Here is a 17,723-nt window from a genome sequence, read left to right as displayed (position 1 = left end):
CTAACCAATGGTCTCACAAGTCATACCATATCTATTAAAAAAATCAAAATCTGTCATTCAGAATAAAATTTATTGCTATCTTTATGATATCAAAATAATATCAAATTAAAAATTCAATCATGGAAAAAACATTAAAACCTATTTCAGGTTATCTCACATTAGTCATTTGCCTCATCTTATTTGCAGTCTCCGTTTACTTTTTTGTTGCAGGAGTAGATCAAAGCGTAGTGTATGTTATTATTGCTATCTTATGCTTTCTTCTTTCATGCTTTTTTTTAAAAGGATTAATGATTATCCAGCCTAATCATTCAAGGGTGTTGAACTTCTTCGGAAAGTATGTGGGAACAGTAAAAGATAATGGATTGTTTTTTATTAATCCTTTGTATTCTTCCCAGAGAATAAGCCTTCGTTCAGAAAACCTTCAGGGGCAGACGCTGAAGGTCAATGATAAGATGGGAAATCCCATTGAAATTGCAGTAGTGATTGTATGGAAAGTAGGAGATACTTATAAGGCTGCTTTTGATGTTGAACGCTATTCAGACTTTGTAAAAATGCAAAGTGAAGCTGCTGTACGTCATTTGGCGATGAGTTTTCCTTATGATAATCTGGAAGATGACCATGCACCCATTACATTGAGAGAAGGGGGAGACAAAATAAATTCCATTTTAGAACAGGAACTTACGGATCGTCTTTCAAAAGCAGGAATTATAATTCAGGAGGCCAGGATTTCACATTTAGCCTATGCATCCGAAATTGCAGGGGCAATGCTTCAGAGACAGCAGGCTACTGCTATTGTGGCTGCGAGAACAAAAATCGTGGAGGGAGCCGTAGGGATGGTAGACCTTGCCTTAAAAAAGCTGTCTGAAGATAATATCGTAGAACTTGATGATGAAAGAAAAGCAGCAATGGTAAGTAATTTAATGGTGGTTCTATGCGGTGAAAAAGCAGCAACACCAATATTGAATGCGGGTACCTTATATAATTAGCAATTCAGGTTTCAGGGATTGTATATTATGAAACCATTGTAAGCCAGAAAACAATTTTGCACACTTTGTACTAAAAAACAAGAAAAATGAAAGCCGAAAAAGCTCAGAAATCTTCAGAAACCAAAGGTAAAAAATCCTTCGTTATAAGAATAGATGAGTCTACCTATAAACTCCTTGAAAAGTGGGCGAACGATGAATTCAGAAGTGTTAATGGCCAGATTGAATACCTGCTGCATCAAAGCCTTATCAATTCCGGAAGAAAAAAGCAGGAATAATAAATTACTGAAAAGCAATATTATACAGATATTTGGTACGTGAAATGCTGCTTAATTCAGAAAGCTTGTAACCTTTTTATTTTAGCATGACTCTATTGTTTTAGAAGTTCAATTTTAATCTTAAAAAAATAAAAATGGAAACAATTCAGCAAAAACAGATTGTTCAACAGGTGTATACTACCTTAAGAATTGTCTTTGTGATCGTACCCATTGTGGCAGGATTGGATAAATTTACCAATATCCTTTGCCAATGGACACAGTATATTAATCCCTCAGTTCTTAATTTCCTGCCATTCTCAGGTGAAACTTTCATGATGGTTGTAGGAGTTATCGAAATCATTGCAGGGATTTTAGTATTATTAAGTCCCAGAATAGGGGGCTTAATCGTTTCGGTTTGGTTAACTTTAATTGCATTGACATTATTAGCCTGGTGGAACTTTTTGGACGTTGCTGTCAGGGATCTGGTAATGGCCATAACAGCTTTTTCAATGACAAGACTGGCTTCAATTTTTGACCGTAAATAATGAAGGCTGAGGAGAAATACACAGACAAGCAACTGATTGATAAGATTCTGAATAAAGAAACTGCTATGTTTGAACTGATCATCAGGAGAAATAATCCTTATCTGTACCGCATCGGAAGGATGTACCGTTTCAGTCATGAAGACACGCAGGACCTGATGCAGGAAACCTACATGGAAGCATTCATGCATCTTCATCAGTTTGAGAACCGGTCTTCCTTCCGGACGTGGATATCTAAAATAATGCTCCATCAATGCTATCGCAAAACACAAAAATGGTCTTCGAAGCATATTCAAACCCCTGAAAATGGAGATCATGTCTTTGAAAACCTCTATAACACTGAAACGTCAGCCCAGGTGATGAACAGAGAATTGAATTCAGTAATTGAAAAGAGCCTGCTCAGCATTCCTGAAGATTATAGAGTAGCTTTTACCTTAAGAGAAATTAATGGTTTAAGTGTTCAGGAAACTGCGGAAGCTTTAGGAATCAGTGAAAGTAATGTAAAAGTCCGCGTCAGCAGGGCTAAAGCTTTTCTGAGAAAAGAAATAGAAAAATATTATATCAGGGAGGAAATTTTTGAATTTAACCTGGTGTATTGTGATGAGATCGTCAACAGGGTTATGCAAAAATTAAGAGAGATATAACGGATATAAGTCTCAAAAATTGGACGCTAAGCATCCTTGAGTCTCATATGATGGATGGCATAATCTTATGACACAAAAAAAGAAAGCAGAGAAAATTCCTCTGCTTTTTTATTGAATACAACTCTGAAGCGTATCAGCCCCAAAGTAGAATATAACGAGCCAAACCAAGCCTTTGATGGTAAAGAAAGCCAATCCGGCCCATCCCACACGCTTGAACCATTTTTTAAACTTTGAGTTATTTTCTTGTGAATTTTCCATGGGTAAATATCAAAAAGATTATCTTACAAAGATACGCATGTTTATAATTAGTCCAAATAAAACAGATGGTAAAAAATTAAAGTTTTGAGGTTCGTATAATATTTTTATCTTTAGAGAGAACGAAAAGTAAGATTTTATGTCAAAAAAAGTAAAGGATTTCGGAATCGAAAAAACGCTAAAAAACTTAGGTATTAAAGAAGAAAACAAAGGTACTTCAGTAGGCGGTAAATATTTCGCTTCGGGAAAGGTGATAGAAAGCATCTCTCCTGTAGACGGAAAGCTGATCGCTAAAGTAAAAACTTCCGGAGAAAGTGATTATGACAAAGTAATTGAAACAGCTCAAAAGGCTTTTCAGGAATTCAGGCTGATCCCCGCACCCAAAAGAGGAGAAATAGTAAGACAGCTGGGGTTAAAATTAAGAGAATATAAAGAAGATCTTGGAAAACTTGTTTCCTATGAAATGGGTAAATCATTGCAGGAGGGACTTGGAGAAGTTCAGGAAATGATTGATATCTGTGATTTTGCAGTAGGTCTTTCCAGACAGCTTCAGGGATATACGATGCATTCAGAAAGACCTGGTCACAGAATGTATGAACAATATCATCCGTTGGGAGTGGTTGGGATCATTACTGCATTCAATTTTCCGGTAGCTGTTTGGTCATGGAATACGGCCCTGGCATGGATCTGTGGTAATGTTACCATCTGGAAACCATCAGAAAAAACTCCGCTCTGTGCTGTTGCATGTCAGAATATCATGACTGAGGTTTTAAGGGAAAACAACCTTCCGGAAGGAATTTCAAGTGTATTGGTAGCAGACCACGAGATCGGACAAAAGCTGGTGGATGATAAAAGAGTAGCTTTAGTATCTTTCACCGGGTCTACAAGAGTGGGAAGAATGGTATCTTCCAAAGTAGCGGAAAGATTCGGAAAATCTATTCTTGAACTGGGCGGAAATAACGCCATCATCATTACGAAAGAGGCAGATCTTGATATGGCTATTATCGGGGCCGTTTTCGGAGCTGTGGGAACAGCCGGTCAAAGATGTACTTCAACCAGAAGGCTGATTATCCATGAAAGCGTTTATAATGAAGTAAAAACAAGACTGGTTAAGGCATACGGGCAGCTGAAAATCGGAAATCCACTGGATGAAAGGAATCATGTTGGGCCATTGATCGATACGGATGCTGTCAATCAATACGAAGAAGCCATCAGAAAATGTAAGAAAGAAGGTGGAAAATTCGTTGTTGAAGGCGGAGTTTTATCAGGAAAAGAATACGAATCAGGATGCTATGTGAAGCCTTGTGTAGCAGAAGTGAAAAACTCATATGAAATTGTTCAGCACGAAACTTTTGCTCCTATTTTATACCTGATTAAATACAAAACGCTGGAAGAGGCAATCGCAATCCAGAATGATGTTCCGCAAGGTTTATCTTCTGCAATCATGACACAAAATCTCAGAGAAGCAGAATTATTCCTTTCCCATGCAGGTTCAGACTGTGGTATTGCCAATGTAAATATCGGGACTTCCGGGGCAGAAATTGGAGGTGCTTTTGGTGGAGAGAAAGAAACCGGAGGAGGAAGAGAGTCCGGATCCGATGCCTGGAAATACTATATGAGAAGACAAACAAATACTATAAATTATACCGCTCAACTTCCTTTAGCACAAGGGATTAAATTCGACTTGTAAAAGCTTTAGTTAAAACACTTGAAAAAACAAAAACTTAATAACCTGAGTGGGAAGAATCTCTGAGTGCTGATATTCTGATCATTCATTTATTAAATCACACAACAATTTATTATGGAACAAACAATTGATATAAAAGCTAATAAAGTAAAAGAAACCGTAGGAAAACATGTTTTGGCAGACGGCTTTGATTTTGTGATGGACATTGAAAAATCTCACGGATCATGGCTTTATGACAAACTTACAGACAGAGAATACCTGGACATGTTTTCCATGTTTGCCTCTGCTTCTGTAGGATATAATCACCCTTATCTTGTAGAAAAGTCGGACTGGCTGGGTAAAATGGCTGTTAATAAACCTACTCTGGCAGATGTATATTCAGAAGAATATGCCCACTTTCTGGAAGTGTTTGAAAGAGTGGTAATTCCCGAAGAACTGCAGTATGCTTTCTTCATTGAAGGCGGAACCTTGGGAGTAGAAAATGCTATGAAAGCATGCTTCGACTGGAAGACGCGTAAAAACTTTGCGAAAGGACTTGATACGGAAGCCGGAATCTGTATTCACTTCAAACAGGCTTTTCATGGAAGAAGCGGCTATACTTTGAGCCTAACCAATACTTCTGATCCAAGAAAATACCAATACTTCCCGATGTTTAACTGGCCGAGAATCATCAATCCAAAGTTGAAATTCCCGATCACAGAAGAAAACCTTGAAGAAACCATCAAAAATGAAAACCTTGCTTTACTGCAGATTGAGGAAGCTATCCTGATGAATCCTGATAAAGTGGCTTGTATCATCATTGAACCTATCCAGGCAGAAGGTGGTGACAATCATTTCAGAGACGAATTCTTATCAGGATTGAGAAAAATCTGTGATGACAATGAAATCTTACTGATTTTTGACGAAGTTCAGACAGGTATTGCCATTACAGGTAAAATGTGGGCTTTCCAGCATTTCACAGCTAAACCGGACATTATATCTTTCGGTAAAAAAGCACAGGTATGTGGAGTATTGGCCAATAAAGAAAAGTTTGATGAAGTTCCGAACAATGTTTTCAGGGAAAGCTCAAGGATTAATTCCACTTTCGGAGGTAACTTTATTGATATGCTTCGTTTCCAGCTGGTAATGGAGGTGATCGAAAAAGAAAACCTTGTAGAAAATGCAAGAGTGGTAGGAGATTATTTACTGGAAAACCTCAAAGCTATGGCAGATAAGTATCCTGACAAAATTTCCAATGCAAGAGGGAGAGGATTGATGTGCGCCATTGACCTTCCGTCTGCTGCACAAAGGAATCAGCTGATGAAAGAACTTTTCAATGATGGTTTGATTATTCTTCCTTGTGGTGATCAGTCTTTACGTTTCAGACCTCATCTGAATGTAACCAAAGAAGAAATTCAACTGGCATTAGACAAAATCGAAAATAATATTAATAAAATTTAAAATCAAAGATTTGTAATTTTCGAAAAAACATTGTATATTTAGATATTCAAACAATTAGAATATGGAAAGAAGCACGAGAGTATCGGTTTATGAAAGTGATAACCCTTCAGAAATTCAGTTGGTTAAATCTAAATTGGATGATGCACAAATTACAAACACCGTTGAAAATAATTATCTTACCTTCACCACTACGCCCACGGCAACATCGCTGAAACTAATGGTGGATCTGGAAGATGAGAAAAAAGCATTTGAAATTATTGATGCTTACCTTCAACAAAGTGAAAATCAATAAAACAATTTCATAATTTTAAATTTTACTACTTCGAACCGAAAATTAATATTAATTAGTTTTCGGTTTTTTATGATTACAAAACTATTTAAAGGATAAACAAAATCCCAGGTCAGGCATTATCCGTTGCTTTGGCAAACAGGTATTTTTGTTTCATCTTTTCTAAGACTTTACAACATGGATACGGAAATTAAACTACGAAAAGCGAAAATTGAAGACAGAGACACTATTTGGAATATTATCCAGCAATCTATTGAAAGAAGAAAACAGGATGGCAGTACGCAATGGCAGAACGGATACCCCAATCTGGGTACTGTAGAAAGCGATATTGCAAAGGGATTTGCACACGTTCTTACCGTGAATAATGAAATTGCAGTGTACGCAGCATTGATCCTGAATGATGAACCGGCCTACAGCACTATAGAAGGAGCCTGGCTCAGTGACGGAGAGTTTGTGGTAGTACATAGAATTGCTATTGATGAAAAGTTTGCAGGACAGGGAATGACCAGGAAACTGTTTGACCATATTGAAGATTTTACCCGATCCCATGGCATTCAGAGTATAAAAGTAGATACCAATTATGATAATATAGCAATGCTGAAGATCCTTGAAAGTAAAGGATTTTCTTATTGCGGAGAGGTTCTTCTTGCCGATGGGATGAGAAAAGCTTTTGAGAAGATTATAATTTAAGCAAAAAGTTAAATCTGATTTCATTGAATTTTTAAAACAGGCTGTATTTATAAACTCTATCAGCTTTGTTCGTTTGGTTCTGAACTAATTTCTACTTTTGTTCAAATTTTTATATTATGCACCAAAGTATAGAAATTGATGAAAAAATTTTTCAGGATGCCGTAAAATTCTATGGCACCGTGTTCAGCTTACCACCTTTAGCTTCAAAAATTTATTCCTACCTTCTTTTTGATTATGAGAAAGTAGGAATTACTTTTGATGAGTTTGTTGAAGTGCTTTCAGCCAGCAAAAGCTCGGTTTCTACAAGCATTTCATTATTACTCAATGCCCAGCTTATTGTAGACCATAACAAAATGGATGAGCGGAGACGGTATTTTTTCATCAATGACGAATACAAAAAAATTCGATTCGAGAAAATTGTCCAGAAGATGCAGGACGAATTAAAACTATTAGATGATTTAAACAACTTTAAAAAAAGTAAAGACGATGGATACAACGAAAGAATAGAAGTTTACAAAGCACTCTTAAATAAAAACATACAAAATATTCAGGAATCTCTTAATAAACTATAAAATGAATAATAAGCTAGTTATACTTTCTATTGCAGCGTTTTCACTGACGGCCTGCAAAAAAGAAGCTCCGAAGCAGGACGGTGCCAAGCCGTATCCTGTAGTGAATGTGGAGTCGAAAAATATAGTGGGGTATCAGACGTTTCCGGCTACCATTCAGGGTAGGGTAAACAATGATGTACGCGCAAAAATTCAGGGATATATTACCCAGGTACTTGTAGACGAAGGACAGTACGTTACAAAAGGACAGCCTTTATTCAGACTGGAAACTAATATTCTGAGCGAAAATGCTGCCGCTTCCAAAGCAGGTATCGGTGCTGCCGAATCCAATATTGCAGCTGCGCAGGCTGCTGTAAACGCTGCACAGGTTGAAGTGAACAAACTAAAGCCTTTGGTACAGAAAAATATTATCAGTAATGTACAGTTACAAACTGCCCAGGCAAATCTGGCCCAGGCCCAGGCTCAGCTACAGCAGGCCAATGCCGCTAAAAGACAGGCTGTAGCCAACTATAAAGGAGTAGAAGCCAATATCGAGTATTCTATCATCCGTGCACCTATTTCCGGGGTGATCGGAAAACTTCCATTGAAAGTAGGAAGCCTGGTGGGACCTTCAGATCAGATTCCGCTGACAACAATTTCTGATACTTCCCAGATATTTGCCTATTTCGCCATGAATGAAAAGGAATATTTTGACTTCCTTGAAAAAGTTCCCGGAGCATCCATGCCTGAAAAAATCAAGAACCTTCCGATGGTTGAGCTTCAACTGGCGAATGGTAGCCTGTATCCTGAAAAAGGGAAAATTGAGGCCATTACAGGCCAGATTGATCCTACAACAGGAACCATTCAGTTTAGAGTGGCCTTCTCCAACGCCCAGAAACTGCTAAGTAACGGAAACAGCGGTACCATAAGATTCCCGCAGCGTTATGATAATGTTTTAGTAGTGCCGGAAAGTGCGACTTACGAACAGCAGGGTATTGTTTACGTTTATAAAGTAGCAAAAGGAGATACCGCCAAAAATGTCGTGATCAATGTCATCGACAGGATCGACAATATGGCTCTTGTTAAATCAGGAATCAATAAAGGGGAAACTATCGTTGCAGCAGGTATCGGAGGCCTTAAACCGGGAACTGTTGTGAAACCTAAACCTGTTAAAATGGATAGTCTTGTTCAATCTATAAAACCGAAATTCTAATGATAAAAAACTTTATTAACAGACCGGTTTTATCTACCGTAATCTCAATTTTGATTGTGATTCTCGGTATTTTAGGACTTGTCTCGTTACCGGTTACACAGTATCCGGATATTGCACCTCCTACGGTAAGTGTTACTACCAACTATACGGGAGCCAATGCGGAAACAGTCATGAAAAGTGTTGTTGTTCCTTTGGAGGAACAGATCAACGGGGTGGAAGGAATGGATTATATTACTTCTTCTGCCGGAAATGATGGTTCTGCGAATATTCAGATCTTCTTTAAACAGGGAATTGATCCTGATATTGCTGCGGTAAACGTACAGAACCGTGTTGCCAGGGCAACTCCTTTATTGCCTGCCGAGGTAACCCGTTCAGGGGTTGTAACACAGAAACAACAGACAAGTGCCCTGATGTATATGTCTTTCTATTCTGAAAATAAAGATCTGGATGATGTATTTCTTCAGAACTTTTTGAATATCAATATTATTCCTAATTTAAAAAGGGTGAATGGTGTAGGGGATGCTAACGTTTTCGGAGGTAAAAACTATTCAATGAGAATCTGGTTGGATCCCGCAAAAATGGCAGCTTACGGAGTGACACCTGCTGATGTAACCAACGCGATCAATGAGCAGAGTAGAGAAGCCGCCGCCGGTTCTATCGGGCAAAACAGCGGAAGCTCTTTTGAATATATCATTAAATATGTAGGTAAGTTCAACGATAAGGGGCAGTATGATAATATCATCATCAAGGCTCTTAAAGATGGGCAGAATCTAATGTTGAAAGATGTCGCCAAAGTGGAACTGGCAGGACAGTCTTACACGGGGATCGGGGAAAACGGAAACAATCCTTCCATCAGTATGGGGATTTTCCAGACACCGGGCTCCAATGCACAGGAAATCATTAAAAACATCAAAGCTTACCTGAAATCAGCGGAAAGCACTTTCCCGCAGGGGATTAAATATACATTCAACTTTGATACCAATGAATTCCTCGAGGCCTCTATTGATAAGGTAGTACATACTTTGATTGAGGCATTTATCCTGGTATTTATTGTGGTATATATTTTCCTTCAGGACTTCAGGTCTACATTAATTCCGGCCATTGCCGTTCCGGTATCTATTGTGGGAGCTTTCTTCTTCCTGAACCTGTTTGGATACTCGTTAAACCTCCTGACGTTATTTGCTTTGGTGCTGGCCATTGGTATTGTGGTGGATGACGCCATTGTAGTCGTCGAAGCTGTCCATGCGAAAATGGAGCATGGTATTGCTGATGCCAAAAAAGCAACGGTAGAAGCGATGGACGAAATTACAGGAGCTATCATCTCTATTACCCTGGTAATGGCATCGGTATTCATTCCGGTAACGTTTATCAAAGGACCTACAGGGGTGTTTTACCAGCAGTTCGGGATTACACTGATTGTGGCGATCGTAATTTCTGCCATCAATGCATTGACACTGAGCCCGGTTTTATGTTCTTTATTTCTGAAGCCCCACGCGGAACATCATGAAAAGTATCAGAGCATGAATTTTATGCAGAAGTTCTTCTATAAATTTAATATTGCTTTTAAAACAACGACTGAACGTTACGGTAGAGGATTTGTTTTCCTGTTGAGACATAAATGGGTAACCTTGGTTATTTTTGCTGTTACCGGTGGTATTTTATACTGGGCAAGTGGAACAATGAAGAAAGGTTTCGTTCCTACGGAAGACAGAGGGATTATATTTACGGATGTACAGCTTCCTCCGGGTTCTTCTATGGAAAGAACTTATAATGTGCTGAAAACGCTTCAGAAAAATGCGATGAAAGTTCCGGGAGTACAAAATGTTACCATATCTACAGGTAGAGGTTTCTTATCAGGAAACGGTAGCAATAACGGTCTTGCCTTTATCAAACTCAAACCGTTTGATGAAAGGAAAAAAGATGGCCAGACTTCTGAAGATATTACCAAAAAATTATTTGGAATTTCAGGATCAGTTCCTGATGCTAAAGTAGTATTCTTTCAACCTCCAAGTGTACCAGGTTTCGGGAGTAGCGCAGGTTTTGAGATGGTGTTACTGGATAAATCAGGAGGTGAATATGCAGAGCTGGATGCGAAGACGAACGAATTCATCGGTAAACTGATGCAGAGACCTGAAATTGAATTTGCCCAGACATCGTTCAACACAAGATATCCTCAATACCAGATGGACATCAATGTTCCCCTGGCAAAGCAGCTCGGCGTTTCTGTAAGCGATATCCTGTCAACCATGCAAGGCTATATAGGAGGAATTTACACGGCGGACTTTACCAAGTATGGAAAGCAGTTCAGGGTAATGGTTCAGGCTCTTCCTGATAACAGAAAGAGTGTTGATAATCTTAATGAGCTGTATGTAAGAACAGGTTCAGGAGTGATGTCACCTATTTCCCAGTTTGTAACCCTTTCAAAGGCATACGGTCCTCAGTCAGTAAGCCGTTATAATCTCTTTACTTCCGTGAAGATTACAGGAGCAAACTCTGCGGGATTCAGTTCCGGGGATGCAATTGCTGCTGTGCAGCAGGTGGCCGGAGAAACGTTAAACCAGAATTATGCGGTTGAGTTTACAGGATTATCCAGAGAAGAGCTGGCATCAGGGTCACAGACATTACTGATCTTTGCTTTAAGTTTAATTTTCGTATACTTTATTCTTTCTGCACAATATGAAAGTTATATCCTACCGCTGATTGTTGTTATTTCACTTCCTTTAGGGGTAATGGGTGCTTATTTCGGACAGAAGATCATGGGCTTGGAAAATAACATTTATTTCCAGATTGCCTTGATCATGCTCGTCGGGTTATTGGCGAAAAATGCCATCCTTATTGTAGAATTTGCGATCCAGAGAAGGCATCATGGCGAAACTATCGTGATGTCTGCCATCAATGCTGCAAAAGCAAGGCTAAGGCCGATTCTGATGACTTCATTTGCTTTTATCTTCGGTTTATTACCGCTGGTTCTGGCGAGTGGAATCGGAGCTGTAGGTAACCGTTCGATTGCGACAGGAGCAGCTATTGGATTGCTGATAGGAACCATTTTAGGACTTTTTGTAATTCCGGTATTGTTTGTCATTTTTGAAACATTACAGGAAAAAATCAAACCTATCAAGAAAGAAGATATCAATTTAGCAGAATAAAAATAATGATTCAGAAGTTGGAAGTTAGATTCTAGCCAAGCCAAAACTAACTTCTAGCCTCTGATGTCTAACCTCTAATTTTACATAATGAAGAGTTTATTAAACATCATAAAAGGAATAACTTTCTCCGTCTTCATATTGGGAGCCATTACATCCTGTATGGCCAGAAAAGAATATGAAAGACCGAAGGGTGTGGTCGACGAAAAGCTTTTCCGTACAGATATGCTTCCTTCGGACAGTACCAATATGGCGGATATTTCATGGAAAGAAATCTTTACAGATCCTATTTTACAGGGACACATTTCCAAAGCACTGGACAATAACCTGGATATCAGGATTGCCCTGCAGAGCATTAATTCAGCTGAAGCTTATCTTAAGCAGAGTAAAGCAGCCTATTTGCCGACACTTACGGTAGGGCCCAATTATACCTTTCAGACACAGTCTATCAATACCCAGTTTGGGCAGATTATCGGGGAAAGACGTTATGTCAACCAATTTGATATTACGGCCACGCTGGGCTGGGAAGCCGATCTCTGGGGAAAACTGAAAGCCCAGGAGAAAGCCCAGATTGCTACCTATCTCGGAACTGTGGCAGCACATAAAGCGGTAAAAAGTAGCCTTGTAGCTTCAATTGCCTCTGCCTATTATCAGTTGCTGACGTTCGATGCCCAGAAAAAGATCATCACGAAAACCATTGAAGTGCGTGAGAAAAACCTGGAAACAACCAGGGCATTAAAAACTGCAGGAACCCTTACAGAAGTGGCAGTACAGCAGAGTGAAGCTCTTGTCTTCAATGCAAAGTCTTTGCTGATCGATATTGATACGCAAATTCAACTGTTGGAAAACACAATGAGTTTATTAATGGGAGAACCTTCACATACCATTGAAAGATCTACTTTAGAAGGGCAGAAGCTTCCGCTTGATTTGAAGTTGGGATATCCTGCTCAATTATTAGCCAACCGTCCTGATGTAATGAGAGCAGAATATAATCTGATGAATGCTTTTGAGCTTACCAATGCTGCAAAAGCCCAGTTTTATCCGACATTGAAAATTACAGGAAGCGGTGGAGTACAGTCAGTAGATATTGATCATCTGTTCAGTGTAAATTCATTATTTGCCAATGTAGTGGCAGGATTGGCACAGCCGATTCTGAATAAGAGACAGATTAAGACAAATTATGACGTAAGCCTTGCGAACCAGGAGACTGCTTACCTGAATTTCAGAAAAACGGTTCTTACAGCGGGAAAAGAAGTTTCAGACGCTATAAGGGTATTTTCAGTACAGGATTCATTTATTGAATTGAAACAAAAAGAGCTGGATGCCTATAAAAAATCTGTTGACTATTCCCAGGAACTGGTTAACTATGGTATGGCGAATTATCTTGAAGTATTGAATGCAAGCGTCAATTCATTAAATGCAGAACTCAATATATCAAATGCACAATACAATAAAATGAAAGCTGGCGTAGAGCTTTATCAGGCGCTGGGCGGAGGCTGGAAATAAAAGTATCGCATTGATTTAATAGTAAAACGTATGTCTGTATTGACATACGTTTTTTTGTTTATTTGGGCTGTAAGCAAAGAGATGGAAGAATGCCAATCCAGTTGAAGTATATCTTTTTATCCCCATTGTCCTTTAAAGATCATATAAGAATCAGGATTATCGGGGCAGAATCCGATTCCGCATTCAAAAAAAGTAGCAATTCCGTTGGTAAGAGCCAGCAGAAAACAGAGTGTAAAAGCGATGCCTGATAAAAAATCGAAAATAGGATTGAGTGTATGATCTTCCGTTTTTTCGAATTGCTTTGGAAATAACATTAAAAAAGCAATGACCAGTATACCCGTTAAAAAGGCAATTAATGCCCAGGTATAAAGATGCATTCCTAAAACAGGGGTTCCAAAGCCAAAATCCGTTGGACTTGGGCATATATGCAATAATATTTGACGGTAAGAAATCCCGGCCCCTAATAATGCACTCAGGATAGATATCCCATAGTGAGCAGAATTAAATCCAAATTTTAAATTTAAAAACAGCCCAAACATAACTCCAAGGAAGCATAATCTCTGCAGTAAACATAAAGGACATGGATGTTCATGCATAATAAACTGAAAATAATAAGCACCCGATAAAATAGCAGAGATGATTAATATTCCTGAAATATTAATATAAGCAATAGTGTGATTGTTCATTGTAAGTTCTTTATTAAAATTGGAGGTTGAGTGGGTCTGTGATATGATACTTTGCCAGTACAACAATAAGTACAATGCTTACCACGAATGCTATAATTGCAGATTTTTTACGGTTTTTAGAACCTAGCCAGAATGCCAGGGCAAATGAAAGAAAGGGTAATGCCATCATTAGTGTTTATTTTTTATTGATCCGATAAATATACTATAAATTTTTCATTTGGATATATGTAGTTAAATACGTAGTTTTGTACTATAAATTAAATCATAAGAAAGGCGTGGCTTAGGTGATCAGATGAAACCATTATTTTCTGCTGACTTCATCATCCATGTTTTAATTTAAATCAAAATAAAAATGGAACTAAAGATTCAACCCATCGGCAATTCATATTCAGATCAGGCGATTGATCTTATTCTGAATATCCAGCAAAAGGAATTTAATATTCCTGTTACATTAGAGGATCAACCGGATCTGGCAGCAATAGAGCACTTTTACCATGAAAAAGGAGGGCATTTCTGGGGGGCTTTTATAGAAGGAGAACTGGTAGGCACTATTGCCTTGCTGAAATTTGACAAGCACGCAGGAGCTATCAGGAAAATGTTTGTGAAAAAGGAATTCAGGGGAAAAGAACTGAATATTGCCCAGGCTCTACTGGAAGTTTTAATCTCTTTCTGTCATGAAAATCAAATCAACGAACTGTATTTGGGAACCATAACGGTATTAAAAGCAGCTCAGCGATTCTATGAACGTAACTTTTTTGTTTCAATAGAGAAAGAGAAGCTCCCGCCTCTGTTTCCTTTAATGAGTGCAGACAATATTTTTTATCATTTATCTATCCATTGAATATGAATGTTATCAACGAAGCAGGAATTCTTGCCATATCAACAAGGTTGCACCGGCTCAGTGAACAATTGAGAAAGGATGGTGCCATGATTTATAAAGCGTTCGGAATTGATTTTGAACTTAAATGGTTTCCGGTCATTTTTACCATCTATAAAAAAGAAATAGCGGGAGTCGTTGAAATCGCCAACGAAATAGGCTATACACATCCTTCCACAATAAGCCTGCTCAAAGAACTTGAAAAACTGGAGCTGATACAATGGGAAAAGGATAAGCAGGATGAACGGAAAAGGTTGTTTAAGCTGACTTATAAAGGGAGCGAGCTTATTGAGAAAATGAAGCCGGTCTGGGAACTGATGTCTCAGGTTTTGGGGGATATTGCAGACAACCCGAACAACTTATTGGCTGCTATTAACGAAGCTGAAGGGAAAATTGCCAGTCAATCTTTTTATCAGAGGGTTTTGCAGTATAAAAATTCAAAGTAAATATCTGTGATATTCAGGGAATCTTTTAATGAAAAGCTTTTTGAAAATTCGTTGTCGTAGTTTTACGACAATTTTTAAAATAATAGGTAATTCATTTTGACGTGAGTACTTAAGGTTATATATTGCATTACCAAAATCACCGAAATTTATGAAAAAAAATAAAAAACAATCCTGTAAAAAAGTACTGTCAGATACTTAAAGTGGAATTATTTTTCTGAAAATTCCAGCTGCACCCATCTCAGATCAATCACAAAAATCAATCACAAAAAAGCTTGTTCAAGAGGCCGTTGCAACCTGCCGATTGGTTCTTTGAGTTAAAGGGTCTCACCTGTAAAGGTTGAATGTCCAATTAAGTCATACACCAAAAAAATAATGTCATGTTTAAGGAACAGAATAATCTTCCAAAACCGGAAATAGATTCAGACAAGACAGGTTTTGTAAACAAAATCCAGGAAAATAAAAAAATCAAAGAAGTAAAGAAAGTAGCTTCAAAAGTAAATAATGCAGTGAATGCGGTGAATACGGGAAAACAATTCCTGAATCAGCCTTTATTACCAAATGAACCTGCCATTGTTAAAGAAAAACTTTGGGCAAAACAGCCTACTTCCAGAATATTCAATGCTGACCGTATCCCTGAGAGTGCCATTGCAGGGATTAACCGCGTGGTAAAACTTGATATTCATGTGGAAGGGAAGGCTATAAAATATTTCAAACATTTTAAACTCACCCAAAGTGCGACCAGGCATCATGAGTTTGAACTCATTCTGGCCCATGATACCTTAGGAAGTGCAGAAAACCATAATCTTGAAGAAGTGCAGAACTTCCTGGGAAAAAGGATTACGGTTGTTTTCAAGTATAAAGATGTGGAAGGGGGTGCTGAACGAAATTTTGTGGGCGTTATCACAGAAGTTGGATTCAGCCAGGAAAAGGGAAGCCTGGGGAATCTGGTTTTGTCAGGGTTCAGTCCAACCATTTTGCTGGATGCTGCACCCCACATTCAAAGCTTTGGCGGAGCTCAGCCCATCAGCCTGAACACTATTGCCAATGAAGTGATTAAAGAGGGACTGGGACAAGGAAAGTATGATTTCAGGGTAGACGCCCGTCATGGAAATGTCTCTTACAGCTGCCAATACGAAGAAACCCATTATAATTATCTGGCAAGGATAGCTGAAGCTTACGGTGAGCAATTCTTTTATGATGGGGAAGTGCTGCATTTCGGGCAGCTGCCTCCACAGGAGAAACCTGTGATACTGACTTATGGCAGTAATCTCACAGATATTAAAATCAAAATGAAAGCCCAGCATGTCAATCCGTCATTTTATGGGTATAACAGCAGTAAAAATGAGAAATTCAAAGGTGGAAATTCAAAAATCAACCATACTTCAGATATAGCTAAAAGAGCATATGAAATCTCGGAAAAAACTTTTCAGACACCGTCTTTACGCGTTGCTCCCATCAAAGCTACTTCTTTCATGGATATTGACGCTTCACAGAAAGGAGCTGCCGGAAGTAAAGCTTCAGAAGTTTTTGTAACCTCCGGGAATACAACAGTACCCTTCCTTTATCCGGGATGTATTGCAGATATAGAAATGCGTAAAACGGATACCAATGATACCGGATATTTTACCAAACTCATGCTTATAGAAGTAACCCATGAAGTGGATGCAAGAGGATATTACGACGGATCTTTCCAGGCTATAGCTGCTGATACCGGATTTATACCAAGACCTGAATTCACCGTACCGGTGGCAGAACCCCAATTTGGAAAAGTAATTTCAAACACAGATCCTGAAAACCAAGGCCGAGTACAGGTGCAGCTTGACTGGCAAGGTGGACAGGACACTACGGAATTTATCCGTGTAATGTCTCCGGATGCCGGAAGCAGTGAAAAAGTAGGGAAGAATCGTGGCTTTATGTCTGTTCCTGAAGTGGGAGACCAGGTAATTGTCAACTTTGTACATCTTCATCCGGACCGTCCTTTTGTCATGGGCGGAATGTATCATGGAGGAATTGCGTCCGGTGGCGGGACAGGAAATAATATCATGAGTTTTAGCGGCAGAAGCGGGGCCGAACTGAAATATGACAATGGTGCCGGATCTGTGAATCTTAAAGATCAGGGTGGTGCCAATATGCATTTTGACGGAACCGGAAATGCCACAACCAATGCCAACAGCAATCATACCGTAAATGCAGGCAGTACCAACGTTATCAATGTGGGAGGAAAAAAAGATTCTCCACCACAATCCTTATTAAAAATGGATGCGGGAGGAAATATTACCCTTGACGGGAAAACGAGCATTACCCTGCAGGTTGGAGAAAATTCTATTACCATATCCGAAGCAGGAATTACCGCATCAGCAGGTAAAGGAACTATTGATATTACAGCACTGGCAGGAGCATTAGCCCTCTCCAGCACAGGTGGAACAATGGATATTACTACAGACTCGACACTTACGATTACCGGAGGTCCAAGTGCGGTAATGTCTTCCGGGGATACCAATATCATGTAATTCTAAA

The 17,723-nt window shown here is 38.9% G+C and carries 18 protein-coding genes; 15 read left to right on the top strand and 3 right to left on the bottom strand.

Annotated features, from left to right (window positions below; genetic code table 11):
- Window positions 1-119 precede the first annotated feature (119 nt).
- The 4 genes from OK18_RS17935 (at window position 120) to OK18_RS17920 (ending at window position 2,426) form a co-directional block, all read left to right on the top strand.
- A complete protein-coding gene (locus tag OK18_RS17935; RefSeq protein WP_053328901.1) occupies window positions 120-986 on the top strand; it encodes an SPFH domain-containing protein in 867 nt (288 codons plus the stop codon).
- 86 nt (window positions 987-1,072) lie between these two features.
- Window positions 1,073-1,261, top strand: coding sequence for a hypothetical protein (locus OK18_RS17930; protein WP_050020942.1), 189 nt, complete (start codon window positions 1,073-1,075; stop codon window positions 1,259-1,261).
- Window positions 1,262-1,395: 134 nt separating this feature from the next.
- The gene (locus tag OK18_RS17925) at window positions 1,396-1,785 is read left to right on the top strand and encodes a DoxX family membrane protein (protein ID WP_050020943.1); all 390 of its coding nucleotides are present in this window, start codon (window positions 1,396-1,398) and stop codon (window positions 1,783-1,785) included.
- Window positions 1,785-2,426 (top strand): sigma-70 family RNA polymerase sigma factor, encoded by a 642-nt coding sequence (locus OK18_RS17920; protein ID WP_053328900.1) that lies wholly within the window; start codon window positions 1,785-1,787, stop codon window positions 2,424-2,426. Before OK18_RS17925 ends, OK18_RS17920 begins: the two co-directional genes overlap by 1 nt.
- 108 nt (window positions 2,427-2,534) lie before the next feature.
- On the opposite strand, the gene OK18_RS21510 is transcribed toward OK18_RS17920, so the two are convergent.
- On the bottom strand, window positions 2,535-2,684 hold the full coding sequence (locus OK18_RS21510) for a histidine kinase (RefSeq protein WP_050020945.1): 150 nt from the start codon (window positions 2,682-2,684) through the stop codon (window positions 2,535-2,537).
- 136 nt (window positions 2,685-2,820) lie between these two features.
- Between OK18_RS21510 and amaB the strand changes: the two genes are divergently transcribed.
- The 8 genes from amaB (at window position 2,821) to OK18_RS17875 (ending at window position 13,197) form a co-directional block, all read left to right on the top strand.
- The gene (gene amaB, locus OK18_RS17910) at window positions 2,821-4,371 is read left to right on the top strand and encodes an L-piperidine-6-carboxylate dehydrogenase (RefSeq protein ID WP_053328899.1); all 1,551 of its coding nucleotides are present in this window, start codon (window positions 2,821-2,823) and stop codon (window positions 4,369-4,371) included.
- Window positions 4,372-4,482: 111 nt separating this feature from the next.
- On the top strand, window positions 4,483-5,808 hold the full coding sequence (lat, locus tag OK18_RS17905) for an L-lysine 6-transaminase (protein WP_050020946.1): 1,326 nt from the start codon (window positions 4,483-4,485) through the stop codon (window positions 5,806-5,808).
- A gap of 61 nt (window positions 5,809-5,869) precedes the next feature.
- Window positions 5,870-6,100 carry a DUF2007 domain-containing protein gene (locus OK18_RS17900; protein WP_050020947.1) on the top strand — a complete coding sequence of 77 codons (231 nt, stop codon included), beginning with the start codon at window positions 5,870-5,872 and terminating at the stop codon, window positions 6,098-6,100.
- Between the two features lie 174 nt (window positions 6,101-6,274).
- On the top strand, window positions 6,275-6,787 hold the full coding sequence (locus OK18_RS17895) for a GNAT family N-acetyltransferase (protein WP_053328898.1): 513 nt from the start codon (window positions 6,275-6,277) through the stop codon (window positions 6,785-6,787).
- Window positions 6,788-6,903: 116 nt separating this feature from the next.
- Window positions 6,904-7,359 carry a transcriptional regulator gene (locus tag OK18_RS17890; protein WP_053328897.1) on the top strand — a complete coding sequence of 152 codons (456 nt, stop codon included), beginning with the start codon at window positions 6,904-6,906 and terminating at the stop codon, window positions 7,357-7,359.
- A gap of 1 nt (window position 7,360) precedes the next feature.
- A complete protein-coding gene (locus OK18_RS17885) occupies window positions 7,361-8,548 on the top strand; it encodes an efflux RND transporter periplasmic adaptor subunit (protein ID WP_053328896.1) in 1,188 nt (395 codons plus the stop codon).
- A complete protein-coding gene (locus tag OK18_RS17880; protein ID WP_053328895.1) occupies window positions 8,548-11,694 on the top strand; it encodes an efflux RND transporter permease subunit in 3,147 nt (1,048 codons plus the stop codon). Before OK18_RS17885 ends, OK18_RS17880 begins: the two co-directional genes overlap by 1 nt.
- Before the next feature lie 87 nt (window positions 11,695-11,781).
- On the top strand, window positions 11,782-13,197 hold the full coding sequence (locus OK18_RS17875; protein ID WP_050020950.1) for an efflux transporter outer membrane subunit: 1,416 nt from the start codon (window positions 11,782-11,784) through the stop codon (window positions 13,195-13,197).
- A 116-nt stretch (window positions 13,198-13,313) separates the two neighbouring features.
- Here OK18_RS17875 and OK18_RS17870 read toward each other — a convergent pair whose 3' ends face one another.
- A complete protein-coding gene (locus OK18_RS17870; RefSeq protein WP_053328894.1) occupies window positions 13,314-13,883 on the bottom strand; it encodes a disulfide bond formation protein B in 570 nt (189 codons plus the stop codon).
- A 13-nt stretch (window positions 13,884-13,896) separates the two neighbouring features.
- Window positions 13,897-14,052 (bottom strand): DUF5993 family protein, encoded by a 156-nt coding sequence (locus OK18_RS21335; protein WP_156173324.1) that lies wholly within the window; start codon window positions 14,050-14,052, stop codon window positions 13,897-13,899.
- A gap of 183 nt (window positions 14,053-14,235) precedes the next feature.
- Between OK18_RS21335 and OK18_RS17865 the strand changes: the two genes are divergently transcribed.
- The 3 genes from OK18_RS17865 (at window position 14,236) to OK18_RS17855 (ending at window position 17,716) form a co-directional block, all read left to right on the top strand.
- Window positions 14,236-14,724: a GNAT family N-acetyltransferase gene (locus OK18_RS17865; protein WP_053328893.1), complete on the top strand. Its 489-nt coding sequence runs from the start codon at window positions 14,236-14,238 to the stop codon at window positions 14,722-14,724.
- A 2-nt stretch (window positions 14,725-14,726) separates the two neighbouring features.
- On the top strand, window positions 14,727-15,206 hold the full coding sequence (locus tag OK18_RS17860) for a MarR family winged helix-turn-helix transcriptional regulator (protein ID WP_050021399.1): 480 nt from the start codon (window positions 14,727-14,729) through the stop codon (window positions 15,204-15,206).
- A 377-nt stretch (window positions 15,207-15,583) separates the two neighbouring features.
- On the top strand, window positions 15,584-17,716 hold the full coding sequence (locus tag OK18_RS17855) for a type VI secretion system Vgr family protein (RefSeq protein WP_082129226.1): 2,133 nt from the start codon (window positions 15,584-15,586) through the stop codon (window positions 17,714-17,716).
- The last annotated feature ends 7 nt before the right edge of the window (window positions 17,717-17,723 follow it).

This window comes from Chryseobacterium gallinarum (assembly GCF_001021975.1).
GTDB classification, from domain to species: domain Bacteria; phylum Bacteroidota; class Bacteroidia; order Flavobacteriales; family Weeksellaceae; genus Chryseobacterium; species Chryseobacterium gallinarum.
Note: the sequence above shows the minus strand (reverse complement) of the source record. Positions and strands in the feature narration are given on the sequence as shown.